The organism is Arthrobacter sp. NPDC056691, assembly GCF_042791415.1.
Classification (GTDB): domain Bacteria; phylum Actinomycetota; class Actinomycetes; order Actinomycetales; family Micrococcaceae; genus Arthrobacter.
The window spans coordinates 61,058-77,285 of sequence record NZ_JBHTXX010000009.1 but is presented as its reverse complement, the minus strand read 5'-3'; the positions used below and the strand labels follow the sequence as shown (position 1 = coordinate 77,285).

Annotated in this window: 15 protein-coding genes; 2 read left to right on the top strand and 13 right to left on the bottom strand. The window is 68.4% G+C overall.

Features of this window, described 5'->3' with window-relative positions:
- Positions 1 to 95: 95 nt before the first annotated feature.
- Positions 96 to 914 carry a DUF1684 domain-containing protein gene (locus ACFRAU_RS09910; RefSeq protein ID WP_377999781.1) on the bottom strand — a complete coding sequence of 273 codons (819 nt, stop codon included), beginning with the start codon at positions 912 to 914 and terminating at the stop codon, positions 96 to 98.
- A gap of 382 nt (positions 915 to 1,296) precedes the next feature.
- On the opposite strand from ACFRAU_RS09910, the gene ppc reads away from it, so the two are divergent.
- Positions 1,297 to 4,107, top strand: coding sequence for a phosphoenolpyruvate carboxylase (gene ppc, locus ACFRAU_RS09905; RefSeq protein WP_377999780.1), 2,811 nt, complete (start codon positions 1,297 to 1,299; stop codon positions 4,105 to 4,107).
- 290 nt (positions 4,108 to 4,397) lie between these two features.
- Here ppc and ACFRAU_RS09900 read toward each other — a convergent pair whose 3' ends face one another.
- Genes ACFRAU_RS09900 through ACFRAU_RS09890 form a run of 3 tightly spaced genes read right to left on the bottom strand, consistent with a single transcriptional unit; the run spans position 4,398 to position 7,456 of the window.
- Positions 4,398 to 5,210: an ABC transporter ATP-binding protein gene (locus tag ACFRAU_RS09900; protein ID WP_377994508.1), complete on the bottom strand. Its 813-nt coding sequence runs from the start codon at positions 5,208 to 5,210 to the stop codon at positions 4,398 to 4,400.
- Complete coding sequence (locus tag ACFRAU_RS09895; RefSeq protein ID WP_377999779.1) at positions 5,203 to 6,330, bottom strand: FecCD family ABC transporter permease; 1,128 nt, start codon at positions 6,328 to 6,330, stop codon at positions 5,203 to 5,205. Before ACFRAU_RS09895 ends, ACFRAU_RS09900 begins: the two co-directional genes overlap by 8 nt.
- Entirely contained in the window at positions 6,323 to 7,456 is a 1,134-nt protein-coding gene (locus ACFRAU_RS09890; RefSeq protein WP_377999778.1) for an ABC transporter substrate-binding protein, read from the bottom strand. Before ACFRAU_RS09890 ends, ACFRAU_RS09895 begins: the two co-directional genes overlap by 8 nt.
- 161 nt (positions 7,457 to 7,617) lie before the next feature.
- Between ACFRAU_RS09890 and ACFRAU_RS09885 the strand changes: the two genes are divergently transcribed.
- Entirely contained in the window at positions 7,618 to 8,391 is a 774-nt protein-coding gene (locus tag ACFRAU_RS09885; RefSeq protein WP_377999777.1) for a DUF6390 family protein, read from the top strand.
- A gap of 15 nt (positions 8,392 to 8,406) precedes the next feature.
- Here the strand turns inward: ACFRAU_RS09885 and ACFRAU_RS09880 are convergent, their stop codons facing one another.
- The 9 genes from ACFRAU_RS09880 to ACFRAU_RS09840 are packed head-to-tail and all read right to left on the bottom strand — an operon-like array spanning position 8,407 to position 16,221.
- Positions 8,407 to 8,676: a HypC/HybG/HupF family hydrogenase formation chaperone gene (locus ACFRAU_RS09880; RefSeq protein ID WP_377999776.1), complete on the bottom strand. Its 270-nt coding sequence runs from the start codon at positions 8,674 to 8,676 to the stop codon at positions 8,407 to 8,409.
- Between the two features lie 14 nt (positions 8,677 to 8,690).
- Positions 8,691 to 9,200: a hydrogenase maturation protease gene (locus ACFRAU_RS09875; protein ID WP_377994516.1), complete on the bottom strand. Its 510-nt coding sequence runs from the start codon at positions 9,198 to 9,200 to the stop codon at positions 8,691 to 8,693.
- Complete coding sequence (locus ACFRAU_RS09870; RefSeq protein WP_377994517.1) at positions 9,197 to 9,301, bottom strand: DUF6893 family small protein; 105 nt, start codon at positions 9,299 to 9,301, stop codon at positions 9,197 to 9,199. Before ACFRAU_RS09870 ends, ACFRAU_RS09875 begins: the two co-directional genes overlap by 4 nt.
- An 11-nt stretch (positions 9,302 to 9,312) precedes the next feature.
- Positions 9,313 to 10,713 carry a hypothetical protein gene (locus ACFRAU_RS09865; protein WP_377999775.1) on the bottom strand — a complete coding sequence of 467 codons (1,401 nt, stop codon included), beginning with the start codon at positions 10,711 to 10,713 and terminating at the stop codon, positions 9,313 to 9,315.
- Positions 10,710 to 11,363, bottom strand: a complete 654-nt coding sequence (locus ACFRAU_RS09860) for a DUF6084 family protein (RefSeq protein ID WP_377994519.1) — start codon at positions 11,361 to 11,363, stop codon at positions 10,710 to 10,712. Before ACFRAU_RS09860 ends, ACFRAU_RS09865 begins: the two co-directional genes overlap by 4 nt.
- Positions 11,360 to 12,151 (bottom strand): DUF5947 family protein, encoded by a 792-nt coding sequence (locus tag ACFRAU_RS09855; RefSeq protein WP_377999774.1) that lies wholly within the window; start codon positions 12,149 to 12,151, stop codon positions 11,360 to 11,362. The genes ACFRAU_RS09860 and ACFRAU_RS09855 overlap by 4 nt, the downstream gene beginning before the upstream one ends.
- Position 12,152: 1 nt before the next feature.
- Positions 12,153 to 13,337, bottom strand: a complete 1,185-nt coding sequence (locus ACFRAU_RS09850; RefSeq protein WP_377999773.1) for a NifU family protein — start codon at positions 13,335 to 13,337, stop codon at positions 12,153 to 12,155.
- A 3-nt stretch (positions 13,338 to 13,340) separates the two neighbouring features.
- Complete coding sequence (locus ACFRAU_RS09845) at positions 13,341 to 15,134, bottom strand: nickel-dependent hydrogenase large subunit (RefSeq protein ID WP_377999772.1); 1,794 nt, start codon at positions 15,132 to 15,134, stop codon at positions 13,341 to 13,343.
- 28 nt (positions 15,135 to 15,162) lie between these two features.
- The gene (locus tag ACFRAU_RS09840) at positions 15,163 to 16,221 is read right to left on the bottom strand and encodes a hydrogenase expression protein HypE (protein WP_377994523.1); all 1,059 of its coding nucleotides are present in this window, start codon (positions 16,219 to 16,221) and stop codon (positions 15,163 to 15,165) included.
- Positions 16,222 to 16,228 lie beyond the last annotated feature (7 nt).

Sequence of the window (16,228 nt, the reverse complement as noted above, 5' to 3'; positions counted from 1 at the left end):
CTGCCCGGCCAGAGGGAAGCGCGAACTGGCAGGTAATACCCGCGCATCTCCGTTTTGAGGGTATTACCTGCCAGTTCGCGCTTGACCGTTCGCGCTCAGGAGGCGGGCTGTTTTTCCCCGGCCTCGATCCTGGCGTCGAGGCTGTTGTTCCGCACCGGCATGGGGCAGGTGCCGTATGGCGTGAAGGCGCTGGGATAGTTGATGGCACGGTTGAAGTCCAGGACCACGGAGCCGTCCGGCCGCGGGCGTGCGGTGGACACCTTGCGCCACTCGTCGGTCGAGTCGCCGTTCGTCTCGTCGTGGAATGTGACGGTCAGGGCGCCGAGCTTCTCCTCTTCGGCCTGGAGCCGGTACTCGTGGTCCTTGCCGGGCAGCCGGAACACCAGTTCGCCGACGCTGCGGTGCACCCCGTCCACCAGCGGGTTTGCCGTGGAAATGGGCACATCCACGGGCTCACGGTAGGCCTCGAACATGGCCTCCACCGCGAGGTCGGGCCGGAAATCGAAGGTGGGCACGCCGTCGAACTCGGTGAACACCGGCGACTGGGAATCCCGGGTGCGGACCGCATACCTGTCCGCGCGCATCGCCAGTTCCACCACTACCTGCCGGCCGTCCGCGCCGCCGAACTGCACCCACATCAGCGACTCTTCGTCCGCGAGCCGTGCGGTGACAGTCCCGTCCACCGGTTCCCCGGTCTCCACGAGCGTCAGTCCGTCGGACGGTGACGCGGTGATTGCCGCCGTCGTACCGTCCGCTGACCAGAGCCCGGGGACGAGGTCGACGGCGGCCGGCCCGGTTTCCAGCCACTGGAACGATGTGAGGGTGAGCCAGCCATGTTCGGCCGCGAGGGCGGTGGTGCGGCCTTTGCGGAAGCGGCGCCAGCGCTCGAGCTGGGCGTCTGCGGTGGTGCTCATGTGTCCTCCAACGGTGCTGTGTGTTGCAACCGGTGCGTGGCCGGCCATGGGGTCAACTGCGGGCTGTGCTGCTTCATTCCGGACGCCGGATTCCGGCGCCAGTGCGTTGCCGGGAGGTTGCCGGAACCCGCCCACTGCCGCCGGACGCGCGGCCGGCGTAGCCTAGGTGAAGGGCCCTGTTCCCGCCCGATCCGGGGCCATGTCGCAGATGGAGCGTCCTAAATAAAGCGACCGGCCGCTCCGGTTCAAGGGCCCGACGGTATCTGAGACATATTCCCGGGGTTCGGCCGGCTGCGGGTAACATCCCATAGGAACAGTAACCCGGCTCACAGTATCCAGCGCAGTGTACGAGCCAAAGTCAAACACTCGAAAGATAGTTTCCATGGCTGACACTGCAATGAATTCCGAAACAGATCTCGCCGCCGAACTTCGCGCCGACGTACGCCGGGTCTCCACCCTGCTGGGCGAATCCCTGGTCCGCCAGCACGGCCCCGAACTCCTTGACCTCGTGGAGCAGGTGCGCCTGCTGACGAAGGAATCCAAGGAAGCCGCCCGGGGCGGCGCGGATGCCACCGGCCCGTGGAGCGCGCACGACGTCGTTGCCCAGGTCCGCGAACTGCTCGCCTCCCTGCCGCTCGAGCAGGCGACCGACCTGGTCCGCGCCTTCGCCTTCTACTTCCACCTCGCCAACGCCGCCGAGCAGGTCCACCGGGTCCGCCGGCTGCGCACCCGGCAGGAGAAAGACGGCTGGCTGGCCAAGGCTGTCGAGGACATCGCGGGGCAGGCCGGCCCGGCGGTGCTGCAGGAGGTCGTCAACGAACTGGATGTGCGCCCGATCTTCACCGCGCACCCCACCGAGGCCTCCCGCCGTTCCGTGCTGGACAAGATCCGCAAGCTCTCGGACGTGCTGGCCCAGCCCACCGAGGAGGGCACCAGCGCCCGGCGCCGGCAGGACCGCCAGCTGTCCGAAATGATCGACCAGATGTGGCAGACGGACGAACTGCGCCAGGTCCGGCCCACTCCGGTGGACGAGGCCCGCAACGCCATCTACTACCTCAACAGCATCCTGACGGACGCGCTGCCGGAGATGCTCACGGAATTCTCGGAACTCCTCGGCGATCACGGCGTTGCGCTGCCGGCCCAGAACGCCCCGATCCGGTTTGGTTCCTGGATCGGCGGTGACCGCGACGGCAACCCCAACGTCACCGCGGCCGTGACCCATGAGATCCTGCAGCTCCAGAACCAGAACGCGGTGCGGATCAGCATCGCCATGCTCGACGAGCTCATCTCGATCCTGTCCAACTCCACGGCCCTCGCCGGCGCGGACCAAGCACTGCTCGACTCGATCGACGCCGACCTCGCGAAACTGCCCGGCCTGGACCGCCGCATCCTGGAACTTAACGCCCAGGAGCCCTACCGGCTGAAGCTGACGTGCATCAAGGCCAAGCTCATCAACACCGGCAAGCGGGTCGCCTCCGGATCCAAGCACCAGCCGGGCCGCGACTACACCTCCACCGAGGAGCTCATCGGGGAACTCGAGCTGCTGGAACTGTCCCTGCGCAACCACTCGGCGTCCCTCGTGGCCGACGGCGCGCTGGCCCGGGTCCGCCGCGCCATCGCGTCCTTCGGCCTCCACCTGGCCACCCTCGACATCCGCGAGCACGCAGACCACCACCACGACGCCGTCGGACAGCTCATGGACCGTCTCGGCGGTCCCGGCATCCGGTATGCCGAACTGACCCGGGAAGAGCGGCTCGAGGTGCTGAGCGCCGAACTCGCCTCCCGCCGTCCGCTGTCCGGACACCCGATCAGGCTCGACGGCGCCGCTGACGGCACGTACGACGTCTTCCGGGAGATCCGCCGCGCCCTGCGCACCTACGGCCCGGACGTCATCGAAACCTACATCATCTCCATGACCCGCGGCGCCGACGACGTCCTGGCCGCCGCCGTCCTGGCGCGCGAGGCCGGACTGGTCAGCCTTTTCGGAGATGCCCCCTACGCTAAGATCGGCTTCGCGCCGCTGCTGGAAACAGTCGAGGAGCTGCGCGCCTCGGCGGAGATCGTCGACCAGTTGCTGTCCGACCCGTCCTACCGCGAGCTGGTCCGGCTGCGCGGGGACGTCCAGGAAGTCATGCTCGGCTACTCGGACTCCAACAAGGAATCCGGCGTGATGACCAGCCAGTGGGAAATCCACAAAACCCAGCGCAAGCTGCGCGACATCGCCACCAAGCACGGGGTCCGAGTGCGCCTGTTCCACGGCCGCGGCGGTTCCGTGGGCCGCGGCGGCGGACCCACCTACGACGCCATCATGGCGCAGCCGAACGGTGTCCTCGAAGGTGAAATCAAGTTCACCGAACAGGGCGAGGTCATCTCCGACAAGTACTCCCTGCCGGAGCTGGCCCGCGAAAACCTTGAGCTGTCCCTCGCCGCCGTGCTGCAGGGGTCCGCGCTGCACCGCACGCCGCGCACCTCGGACGACCAGCGCGAGCGGTTCGGCCACGTCATGGAGACCATCTCCGACGCCGCGTTTGCCCGCTACCGCGGCCTCATCGACCACCCGGACCTGCCGGCGTACTTCCTGGCCTCGACGCCGGTGGAGCAGCTTGGTTCGCTGAACATCGGCTCCCGCCCGTCCAAGCGACCGGACTCCGGTGCGGGGCTGGGTGGCCTGCGCGCCATCCCGTGGGTGTTCGGCTGGACCCAGTCGCGGCAGATCGTGCCGGGCTGGTTCGGCGTCGGCTCCGGGCTGAAGGCGGCACGGGAAGCAGGCAACTCTGCCCAGCTCGTGGAGATGATGCACGGCTGGCACTTCTTCCGCTCGGTGCTGTCCAACGTGGAGATGACCCTCGCCAAGACGGATATGGAGATTGCCGGATACTACGTTGACACCCTGGTCCCGGAGGAGCTGCACCACCTCTTCCGTGCGATCCGGGACGAATACGAACTTACCGTGGCCGAGATTCAGAACCTCACCGGCGAGATCGTGCTCCTGGACGCCCAGCCCACGCTCAAACGGTCCCTGGAAATCCGCGACCAGTACCTCGACCCGATCAGCTACCTCCAGGTGGAATTGCTTCGCCGCGTGCGGGCAGAAGGTGCCAGCATTTCCGGTGGCGAGATCGACGAGCGCCTGCAGCGTGCCATGCTCATCACCGTCAACGGTGTGGCAGCAGGCCTCCGCAACACGGGGTAACCACTCAACGCTCCCTCACGTCCCGCAGATTTTTCCCGGACGCTTCCTCACGTTTGGTTGGGTCGTCCCGGACGCTTCCTCACGTTTGGTTGGGTTGTTCCGGACGCTTCCGCACGCCGTGCGGGAGGGCTTGTGGATTCGGGCGGCAGGATCTGCGGAAGCGTCTGGTTCGGGCGGCGGGATCTGCGGAAGCGTCTGGTTCGAGGCGGCAGGACCTGAGGGGGCGTCGGTGAAAAGCCTGCAGGACGTGAGGAAGCGTTGGTGGAATGGGTGCGAAAGGTGAGGAAGCGTCAACTGCCGTAGTGCACCACGATGGTCCGGCGGGTCGTCCTGTTAGCGGTGTCGGGGGAATTGGCGGAGACGGGGGACTTAGCGGAGCCTGGGGGAACGGGCGAGCCGGGGCCGCCGTCGGAGTAGGCCACGGTGCTCACCCGCACCCCGTAGAGGGCTGACAGCTGGGCGTCTGTCAGCAGCTCCGCGGCCGGGCCTGTCCGCACGCCCGAGCGGCCCAGCAGGACCACGCGGTCGGCAAGGTGCAGGGCGTGGTCGGGATGGTGGGTGCTCAGGAGCAGGGCCATGCCGCCGGCCATCAGTTCACGCAGCAGCGTCAGGACGCGGGCCTGGTTCTTGAGGTCCAGGCCGGTGGCGGGCTCGTCCAGCACCAGAATGGGCGAGCCGGCGGCTATCGCCCGGGCGATCAGGATCAGCTGCTGCTCGCCGCCGCTGAGGGTGGGAAAACGCCGGTCCCGCAGCCCGGCCGCGCCCACCCGCTCCATCGCCTCGAGCGCTGCGTCATGGTCGGAGGGTCCGGGCGTCCGGAACACGCCAACGTGCCGTGCCCGCCCCATCAGGACCATGTCCAGCGCCCGGTAGGCAAAGGCGCTGCCGTGGGCCTGCGGCACATAGCCCGCGCTTTCACTCCGCCGGACGGTGCCCTCCTGTGGTTCCAGCAACCCGGCGGCGCAGCGCACCAGCGTGGTTTTGCCGCTCCCGTTGGGACCCAGCACGGCGGTGGCCGTTCCCGGCGGCACGCGGAAGCTGACGCCGCGGAACACCCAGTCCCGGGACGGGTAACCGAAGCCCACGCCGTCGAGTTCAAGCATTGTCCCAGACCTTCTCCCGGTTCCGGCGCAGGAGCAGGAAGAACACCGGCGCGCCGATCAGGGCGGTGAGGACGCCGAGCGGGATCTCCCCGGCGGTGGCGGTGCGGGCGATGGTGTCCACCAGGACGATATAGGCCCCGCCGAGCAGGAAGGAAACGGGCAGCAGGACGCGGTGGTCCGGTCCCACCCACATCCGGGCAAGGTGCGGGATCACCAGGCCCACCCAGCTGACGGCGCCGCTGACCGCCACGGCCCCGGCCACGATCAGTGCCACGGCCACCAGCACCACCCACCGGAGCGGGCGGGGGCGTACCCCCAGGGCGGCCGCGTCCTCGTCGCCGAGGGACAGCACGTTGATCCGCCACCGCAGCGCCACGAGGACGGCGGCTCCGCCCAGCACGGGGACCAGGGCTACCGCGACTTTGGCGAAGGTGGCTGAGGAGACGCTGCCCAGCAGCCAGAAGACGATGGCGGGCAGCGTGGTGTTGGGGTCCGCGATGTAGGTCACGAGGGCGACCAGAGCCGAAAAGAAGGATCCCGTGACCACCCCGCCGAGCACGATCATAAGCATCGGCGTCCCCGCGCGGCCGGATGTGATCAGGAACAGGGTCCCGAGGGCCAGCAGCCCGCAGGCAAAGGAGCCGCCCACCAGAAGAAACGAACCGAGGCCGAGCAGCAGGGCCAGGGCACCGCCGAACGACGCACCCGCGGAGACCCCGATGATCTCTGGGCTGACCAGGGGGTTGCGAAAAATCGCCTGCAGCGCGGCGCCGCCGATTGCCAGGCCGCCGCCCACCAGCAAGGCGAGCAGGACCCGGGGCAGCCGGACCAGCAGCACCACGTTCTGTTCGGTCCCGCTGGCTTGGACCGGGATCGGGGCGAGTTGCCCGGCCAGGATCTGGACCACGTGGTCCAGGGGCACGCTGTACCGGCCCACGGCCAGGGCCAGCACCGCCACCGCGGCAAGTAAGCAGGCAGTCAAGGCGATGGGGAGAACGACGGCGGGTTCCCGCCGTCGTTCTCCCGTTCCGGCGGCGGCAGCGGGGCCTGCCCGCGGCAGTGCCGGCGGCGCGGTCCGCAGCCGCCTGCCCAGGCGCGGGGAACCGGCCTCATCAAGCATTGAACTGCCGGTAGTTGGCGGACTGCCCGTTCTCCGCGGTCCAGAGAATCTTGTCCAGTTCTTTGGCCGTGAGCTCGTGGTTGTACAGGAACCTGAAGTATTCGGAAGCCTTGTCCCGCACCGCCGACTTCTCCCGGGGAAAGGCGATGTCGCCCAGCCAGTGCCACATGAGCGCCGACTCCTGCCCGGGCGGATCCCAGCGGTAGCCACCCAGCGGGACCTTGTAGACACGCTTGGCGCGGACCGCGGACACGTTCTGCCACACCGGGTCCGAGTAGATGTCCTGCGGCATTGCGGCGTCGAAGTTGCCCAGCAGGATCACCTCGGGATCCCAGCGCAGGACCTGCTCGATGTCCACGCCCACCATGCCGGTACCGGTCAGCGGATCCTTGCCGGTGGGCGGGTTGGAGCCGCCCACCAGTTTGATGTAGAAGTCGTTGTAGCTCTTGGCGCCGGCAACCTTGAGTCCGCCGGTGAAGCGGTTGAAGTACAGGATGCTCGGCCCTTTGGACGCGCGCCCGGCCGCCAGGGATTTGACCTCGGCAAGCTCGCGGTCGCTGCGGGTTTTGAGTTCGGTGGCACGTTCTGGCTTGCCGAGCATGGCGGCGAACATGGCCACCCACGCGTCCACGTCCTCCTGTGTGCCGGAGTTCTTCAACCCCAGGACCTGGAGTCCCGCCTTCTCCAGGGGCTCGATGAGCTGCGCGTCCGACCACTGGACCACCACATCCGGGTTGAGGGCCCGGATGCTTTCAACGTTTGCGGTGAAGTCCTGGGTGGCGATGTCGTGCGGGAGGTCCAGGGCGGCGGGAAACATGGTGCCCATGATGCCGTCGCGCATGGCCACCCAGGAGGCGTTGTGCATGGCCGCGAGATGGTCGGCGCTGCGGTCGACGGCCACCAGCAGGGACGCCGACGGCATTGGAATGGTCACCACCCGGGCCACCGGCCGGGCGAAGGTCAGGGTCCTGCCGCGCTGGTCCGTGAGGCTGATGCTGTTGGTGCCGCCCGGAGGGGACGACGGCGGGGCGGTGCCGGATGCGCCGCATCCGGCCAGCAGGGCGGCGGAGCCGCCTGCCATGAGCACCTGTAGGGCGGCGCGGCGGTTTAGGTCTGCAGCTGTCATCGTTGACTCCCTGCGAGTGGGTCTTCACAGCATCCGCTTCACGGGCAGGGCTGTCAACGCCTTCGCCGGCGTTCCGGGAATTGCCGACGGCGGGCCGTCCCTTGTCGGCGGAAAGGCCCGGTGCTACTTTCAGAAGGACGCTTGCAGAAGGTGGCCACGCCATGGTTGTCGATGGTGCCCAGTTGTTCGTCCGCTATGCCTATCCGCCGAATTCACGCGGCAGCTGCGGGCCGCCGGACAGCGACGCCCTGCTGCACTACGGGCAGTCCGGCGTCACGGACCAGGGGCTTCGCGAACTGGCCAGGGGCTTCGCCGGCGCGTGGCCCTACCTCGAGCTGATCGCAGGGGCGCACGGCATTGCCGACCCGCTGGACGCCCGCGTGGTGGAGGCCTATTGGGTGGGCAACAGCCTGCTGGATACCGTGGGCATCACCAACCTCGGCAATTCCATGGAGGACCGGTTCCGGGCCCGCACCGGGCGGCAGTTCCCGCACCTGGTGGAAGGCGTCCTGGCGGGCGGGGTCCCGCACCACAGCTTCCACGTGTTCGAGATCTATCCGTGGCTGGGCCTGCTCCGCGACGAACGGCGGCACGCCACCGCGCTGAACGTGCTGGACAGGTGCCGGATCCGCTGGGGGCAGGTGCTCGCAATAACCGGCGACGACGCCGTGGTGCAGTCCCGGCCGCTGGTCTGGGACGGCGCAGCCCTGGACATTGGCGAACCTGCAGTGGAGACGGCCAAGTTCGCCGTGAACGGAACCGGCTTCGTGGCGGGGCTGGCCGTGGGCGACGTCGTCTCGCTGCACTGGGACTGGGTGTGCGACAGGCTCTCGGCGCACCAGTTGCAGCAGCTCAAGCACTTTACGGCGCGGCACCTCCGGATTGCCAACAGCGGCGTGGAGCACCGCGGCGCGGCCATAGCGCTGGAGCACTGACCACCAATCCTGCGGTTAAGGTGACTGCGGCGCCGACCCGGTCCCGGGATCTGCCGGGCGGCCCATCAGTTCCAGGCCTTCCATGGCCTGTTCCGCGCCCGCGGCGTCGACCCGTTCCAGCGCGAAGCCCATGTGGATCAGGACCCAGGTGCCGGGGTCGAGCGGCCCCTCATCGAGCAGCCCGATGTTGATCTTCCGCTGCACTCCGGCCACATCGACGAGGGCGAGCTGGCCGCCGTAGCCCTCGAGGACTTCAACGACCCTGCCGGGGATTCCGAGGCACATGGAGGGACACCGCCTTACTTGGAAGTGGAAGACCGGTTTGGAGTGGAAGAGTGCTGGCCGAGCAGGGACCCGACGGCGGCGGCGGCCTTGGGCACGGCAGTGGCCACTGCTGCCGAGAGACCGATGCCTTCGGACAGGTCGGCGGGGACGCAGCCCACCACATAGGTTGCAGGCAGGCTGCCACCCATGGACCGAAGCCGGCCCAGCACCGCCGCCGGGTCCATGCCGTGGGGATCGAGCACCGCCCGGCCGTCCAGGTCCGCCTCATTGACCTGCAGCACGCGGATGCTGCCTGGGGCTGACTTCCCGTCGGCGGGCACCGTGTCCACGAGGACAAGGATGTCGACGCCGGCCAGAAGGTCGTAGGCCAGGTGCATGCCCCGGATGCCGTAGTCCATCACGCGAACGCCGGGGGCCAGCGGCCGCGGCTGGGTGGCCAGGTGCCGCGCCACCTCGGGGCCGAAGCCGTCGTCGTGCAGGAACATGTTCCCCACGCCGGCCACGAGGACGCCGCCGCCGGTCACATCCGCCGCACTTTCATGTAGCGCTTGATGTCGGGAACCGAGCGGATTCCGACGTAGATGCCCCAGAGGGCCATCGCTGCCAGCACTGAAACAGTGGCCATTCCTATTGCCTTCATTGCGGGGTTTCCTTTCCCTCCAGCGGTTCGAGTTCGTCGGGGGCGTAGTAGAAGGACCGGCCGTAGCCCTCATGGAGATCGGCCGCCGGATCCTGCTCAAGGACGAGCCCGACGTGGGTGCTGCCGTCGACGTCGAAATGCACGCTGGTGACCCGCCCGGTCTGCCCGCCGAAGAACAGGTCCTGGGCGTCGGCGCGCCGCTTCGGGTGCACGCGCACGCGGCTCCCGCGCGCCACCGCGACGCCGTTGATCACGACGGCGTCCTGGTCAGGCCGCACGCTGGCCTCCGCCTCGGGATTCCACCAGGGAATGTCCTGGCCGGCCGTGGTCCAAACCCCGGCGGGATCCGCGGCGAACGCGTGCGGGCTCCGCAGGGCCCCGTGCAGCCGCTGGAGGTCCTCCGGCGACATCGCCTCGCAGCGGTCAATGACGGCGGCGGCCCGCGGGTCCGTCGCCCGCGCCTCGGCCTTTTCCTCATCGGTGAGCGTCAGCACCCGTAACGTGAGGATCTCGTCGATCTCGGTGGAGTCGTACAGTGCCACCGAACTTTCCGGGGCGACGGCGGGGTGGTCATAGAGAATGATGGGCGAGATCAGCAGCACGTCCGTCTGGCCTTCGGGGCCGGCCAGCACGGGCCAGCAGCGGTGCTGGGAACACAGCCCGGCTGCCCGCTGCGCCCACCCGGGCGGGTCCAGCAGGGAGACGAAATCCCCGTCCCGCACGCTCAGCAGCAAGTGCGCCCCGATGAAGGAGGCCGCAATGGCGCCCTGCCGGTTCCCGGCCGGCAGGGGACCGGCTGGCACTGTAGCGGCGGGTATTAGTTCGGCCGTGTTTGCCGCGGTGACGCTGAGCCGCAGCAGCCCGCCGGAATCTTCGGCGGCGTTGAGCCGCAGTTCACCGCGGAGGGCACGACGGCGGCGCACCAGTCGGCCGGCCGGCCTCCCGGCGCCGTCCTTGAGTTCCTCGACGTCGAGTCCCGCCGGAACGTCCACCGGTACGACCTGTCCTGCCCGGAGCTGGGACACGGAGAAGGGGCCGAACACTTTTTCCTGCTCAACTGCCTCGTCCCAGCTCAGCCAGTTCGCACCGCCCACGGCGAGGCTGTCCACAGGACTGAACCCACCGCCGTCGTCCGCTTTTTCCGCCGTCCGCGTCTGCAGCTGCAGGAAGCGGAAGTGGATTTCCAGCCCGGTCAGGGCTCCCGGGGCAAGCAGGCAGTCGGCGGACATGGAGGGTTCCTCACCGCTGCCGTCCGCCGCGGCGCCCGGGGGACCCAGGATCCCGAACTGCCAGCGGGCCCGGTTCTTCTGGGAGGAGGCACGGTAGGGGTAGAGCAGATAGCCCTCGTAGAGGACGGCGTCTGCGACGGCACGGGCAAGGGCCAGGCTGGTGTTCATGGCCGTTCCCCGGACACATCGGCGGTGGCCTGGGCGAGCAGTTTCTCCATCGTGGCTTCCCAGGACGTGAGGCCCCGTCCGGACTTGTACCGGGCCAGCGCCGCCAGGACGTCGCGATCCAGGCGGATCCATCCGGCGTTGGGGAAGTACTGGTCCATCAGGCTGCGCCAGGCCGCGACCGGCAGCGGGTAGGACGCCTCAAGGTCCCAAGGCACCTGTTCCACCGTGAACCCCGTCTGCCCCTTGGTGAACACGGTGCCGGAGAACAGCAGCTCCAGCGGTATCTCGCCATCGCCCAGGGCGTGCAGGTACTTGGCGGCGGCCACGTCGAAATCGAAGGTGCAGGGCAGCGGGAGGTCCACCTCGGTGCTGCCCGTGAACCCCTGCACCATGGTGCTGCACTGCATCCAGAGGAACGACTTGAGCGTGGTGGGCCAGCGGCCGCGCTCGCCGAAGAGGTCCAGCAGGCCCGTCTCCTCCTCGGGCGCGTAGCCGCGGCGCTGCGGCAGGATCCGGACCTGGCAGCGCAGGGCCAGCGCGTGCACCACGGCTCCGGTGGCCTCCGCCACCTGCAGCCTGGCCGTCAGCTGCGGGGCGGCGGCGTAGGGTTCGGGCCGTATCTCCAGCACGGCGAAGGAAAGTTCGGTCACCGGAAGCCTCCCCTGCCGGACGCGTTGCCGCCTGCCGCGCTGCCGGACGCCGCGCTGCCGGACGCCGTGCTGGCGGAACCCGCACTGGCGGAACCTGCCGGGGCCGGAACACTGCGGCGGCCGATCCGGTCGAAGAAGGCGGCGAGCTCATCGCGTGCCTCCTGGCCGCCGTCGAACCCCCGCCAGAGGCGGCGCAGCCGGCCCACCAGCTCGTAGCAGGCGTCCACCGGAACGAGGTGGCAGTCGGCGGCCTTGCCCGGACCAGGGCCGCGGATCAGCAGGGCTTCGGTGTCCGGCGCCGCGAGGCCGAGGCCCGGGTTGCAGGCCAGCACGGCGTCCCAGGCGGCGAGGGGAAGCTCCGACTCCGTGGCTCCGGCCGGGCCCGGGTAGAACGCCACCGTGCGGCTGAGTTTGGAGCTGCGGAAGAAGAATGCGAGGCCCACCGGGATTTCCAGTTCGTCCCACTGCCCCGGGCCGAGATCGAAGCCGGGGAAGGAGAGGTACCGGTCAGGCACCGAGCGGTAGCGCATGTGCGCGGCCTCGTCGGTGAAGAGGAGGTAGCAGGGCCGGCAGGTGCACAACATCGCGTGGCTCTCCAGGTCCACCACGTGCTGGTGCGCGTCGGGGATCGGTTCGCCGCACATTTCGCAGCATTCCCCGGCGGCGGGGGCGGGCCGGTTCGCGGAAATCCGCCGCAACAGGGCTACCGGCAAGGCGCCGCTGGCCTGGCCGGTCCCCGCACCGCGCCCTGTACCTCCTCCGTTTCCCACGTTCATCTTCATGTCCATCTCAGCGGTCCTGTCCCGCGGCTGCCTGCAGTTCGTGGGCCATGCCGGCTGCCGGTGCCGGGGTGGGCACCGACGCCGCCGGCACAGACACCGCCGGCACGGACACCGCAGGTTCCGGCATGCGGTCTGCCGGTCCGCGCCGCGCCGGAACGTCCAGCCCTGCCGGTGTAACCAGCGGGAGTGCCTGCACCGGCGTGACGGCTGCCGGGGCCGCCGGTACCGGTGGAACCGGGAGCGGTGGGGCCTGCACGGACACCGTCGGGACCGCCACGGACATCACGCCGTTCCGGACCAGCAGCGGGAGTGGCTCCAGGTGCAGGCCTTTGTCCTCGAGGCAGGCGCCGGCCCGCCGCACGTCATAGTGGCCGCGGCAGGTGGGGCAGGTGAGCAGGCCTCCGCCAACCGGTGCCGCGAGGGCGCGCTGCAGCACGGCGCCGGCCATCGAACCGGTGCAGCGCGGGCAGTAATCGCGGTACGCGTAGATGTCCTGACCTGTCCGGCAGGCCAGCACCGCATAGCCGCCGACGAGGAAACCCGCCACCTCGCCGGGTTCGAGCCCTGCAATCTCCGGAACGGGTTCCCAGGTGCCGCCGGCCATGTCGTGCCAGGATTCTGCGGGCATGCCGCCCGCTGGATTGTTCACCCGGACCAGCAGCGAATCCACCGGAATCAGCGCCGGCGCGCCCGGCTGCTTTTCCGCCTCGACGACGTCGATGGCCGTCACTTCGGGGGCTGCGTTCTGGATGGCCTCCTCAACGGCGTACTTGAGGGTTACGGACGACGACGGGCAGCCCTGGCAGGTGCCCAGCAGCTTGAGCCGCACCACGCCATCGGGGCTGATACCTTCCAGTTCCACGTCGCCGCCGTGGGAGCCCAGGTAGGGCCGGACGCTGTCCAGCGCCGCGGCCACCCGTGCCTCCATCGAATGGGGGTGCAGTCCGTGGATCACCAGGAGCCCGGCCACCAGGCTGTCCGCGGTCAGCGCTTCCAGAGTGCCGTCGTCGAGCTTTCCCTGGGCCTGCAGGATCTCCATGATCCGCTGCAGTCCGGCCCCGTACAGGTCTGTGACCTGCCGGACCAGGTCCTCGGCCCGGCCGCGCGCCACCGCCCCGCCGGAGCCGAGCGCGTCAAGGAGTGTGCCGATTTGGTCGCCGTTCTGCGGCGGCGGCCGGTCCCCGCCGAGCATGGCCTACTCGCCGGTCAGGGTCTGGGTGGGGGAGTGCAGCATGTCCAGCGTCTGCCCGTTGCCCAGGTACATGTGGACACCGCACGGCAGACAGGGATCGAAGCTGCGGACGGTGCGCATGATGTCGATGCCCTTGAAGTGCTCCCGGTCGTTCTCCTCGAAGATCGGCTGCCCCTGGACCGCGTCCTCGTACGGGCCGGCCACGCCGTTGGAATCGGTGGGGCTGGCATTCCAGGGGGTGGGCGGGTAGGGGTGATAGTTGGCGATCTTGCCGTCGCGGATCACCATGTGGTGGGACAGGACACCGCGGACCGCCTCGGTGAAACCGCAGCCGATGCCTTCATCGGGGACCTCGAATGTTTCCCACGTCTTGGTGCGGCCCGCCCGGATTTCCTCCAGCGCCTTTTCCGCGAAGTGCAGTGCGGCAGCCGCTGCGTAAGCCTGGAAGTAGGTGCGGGCACGGTTGCGTTCGAGCGTGTTGCTCCACTGCGGGATGTTCCACTCGAAAGTGACGGGTCCCTTCAGCGCGGTCTTGGGCAGGTTGATCTGCACGCTCCTGCCGGTGGCCTTGAGGTAGCCGATGTCCACGAGTCCGGCGAGCGCGGTAGCCCAGAGCCGGGCCAGCGGGCCGCCGCCGGTGTCCAGGGCGAGGTTGTCCTGTCCGTCGAACCAGCGCGGTGACATGACCCAGCTGTACTTGTCCGAAAGATCGCGCTTCTGCGGCCGCGGGTTGGTGTGCTGGTTCCAGGGGTGCCTGCGGTCCACCGGGTTACCCAGCGGATCGTGGGTGACGAACATTTCCTGGCCTTCCCAGTCCTCGTAGTACGACGAGCCGAGCATGATCCGCAGGCCCAGGTTGATGCGGACCAGGTCGGTGGTGACCAGCTTGCCGTCCACCACCACGCCCGGCGTGACGAACATCTTCCGGCCCCACTCGGTCATGTCCTTGTACTCGAAGTTGCAGTAGTCCGGGTCCTGCAGGGAACCCCAGCAGCCCAGCAGCGTCCGCCGCAGCCCCACCTGCTCGTAGCCGGGCAGGGCCTCGTAGAAGAAGTCGAACAGGTCGTCGTGCATCGGGACGACCTTCTTCATGAACTCGACGTAGCGCATGAGGCGGGTGAGGTAGTCCGTCATCAGCTGGATGGTGGCCACTGTTCCCACGCCGCCCGGATACAGCGTGGAGGGGTGGACGTGGCGGCCCTCCATGAGACAGAACATTTCACGGGTGGCGCGGCTGACCTGCAGCGCTTCCCGGTAGAACTCGCCGGTGAACGGGTTCAGCGAGCGCATGATGTCGGCGATGGTCCGGTAGCCGTGGTCGGCCTCGTGGGGTGCCCTGGTGTTTTCCGCCTTGGCCAGGACGCCGGGGTTGGTTTCGGAGACCATCTTTTCGCAGTAGTCCACGCCGACGAGGTTCTCCTGGAAGATGTTGTGGTCGAACATGTACTCGGCGGCCTCGCCCAGGTTGACGATCCATTCGCCCAGGTTCGGGGGCTTGACGCCGTAGGCCATGTTCTGTGTGTAGCAGGAGCAGGTGGCGTGGTTGTCCCCGCAGATCCCGCAGATGCGGCTGGTGATGAAGTGCGCGTCCCTCGGGTCCTTGCCTTTCATGAAGAGGGAGTAGCCGCGGAAGATCGAGGACGTGCTCTTGCATTCCGCGACCTGGTTGTTCTCGAAGTCGATCTTGGTGTAGATGCCGAGGCTGCCGACGATCCTGGTGATGGGGTCCCAGTTCATCTCCACCAGGTTGTTGTTACCCGTTCCGCTTCCGGAACCCATGGGAATTGTTGACGTCATTGTCTTCGCCTGTCTGGAAGTGGGTGGGTTACCAGGTGCGCCGGGCCCCGGTGAGGAGCTCGGGTCCGGGCCGGCGCCACTTGGGCTCCTGGTCCAGCGTGTGCGTCGTGATGCCCCGCAGGGTCCGGATGGCAGCGCCGTAGGGGCGGATGGTGCTGGTGGACAGCTTGCCGCCGGGAGGCTCGTCCATGAACGGCATGAACTTGTCCGGGAAGCCCGGCATGGTGCAGCCGATGCAGATGCCGCCAACGTTGGGGCAGCCGCCGATGCCGTTCATCCAGCCACGCTTGGGCACGTTGCACTTCACCACGGGACCCCAGCAGCCGAGCTTGACGATGCACTTGGGGGAACCGTACTCGGTGGCGAAGTCGCCCTGCTCGTAGTAGCCGGCCCGGTCGCAGCCCTCGTGGACCGTCTTGCCGAACAGCCACGTGGGGCGCAGTGCCTCATCCAGCGGAATCATCGGTGCCTGGCCGGTGGCCTGATAGAGCAGGTAGGTCATGGTTTCGGAGAGGTTGTCAGGCTGGATCGGGCATCCGGGCACGCACACGATGGGAATGCCGGCCTTGGACTTCCAGTCGTAGCCCAGGTAGTCCGGCACGCCCATGGCGCCGGTCGGATTGCCCGCCATGGCGTGAATGCCGCCGTAGGTTGCGCAGGTTCCGGCGGCGATGATGGCCGTGGCCTTGGGAGCCAGGCGGTCCAGCCATTCGCTGGTGGTAATGGGCTGGCCGGTCTCAAGGTCGTTGCCGAACCCGCACCAGTAGCCGCCGGGGTCGTGGAGTTTCTCGTTGGGGATTGATCCCTCGACCACCAACACGAACGGTTCCAGTTCGCCGCGGTCCGCTTTGCGGAACCATTCCAGGAAGTCGTCGGCCCCTTCCTGCGGGCCGCATTCAAAGTCGATCAGTGGCCAGTGCATGGCGATCTTCGGCAGGCCGGGCAGCGCCCCGAGGGCGATTTCCTCGACGCTCGGCTGGGTGGCCGCGGTCAGCGCCACCGAGTCGCCGTCACAACTGAGCCCTGCGTTGATCCACAGCACGTGGATAAGGGCTTCTTCGGCCTTGAGGGAAGTTTCCGTAGGCATCGTTGCC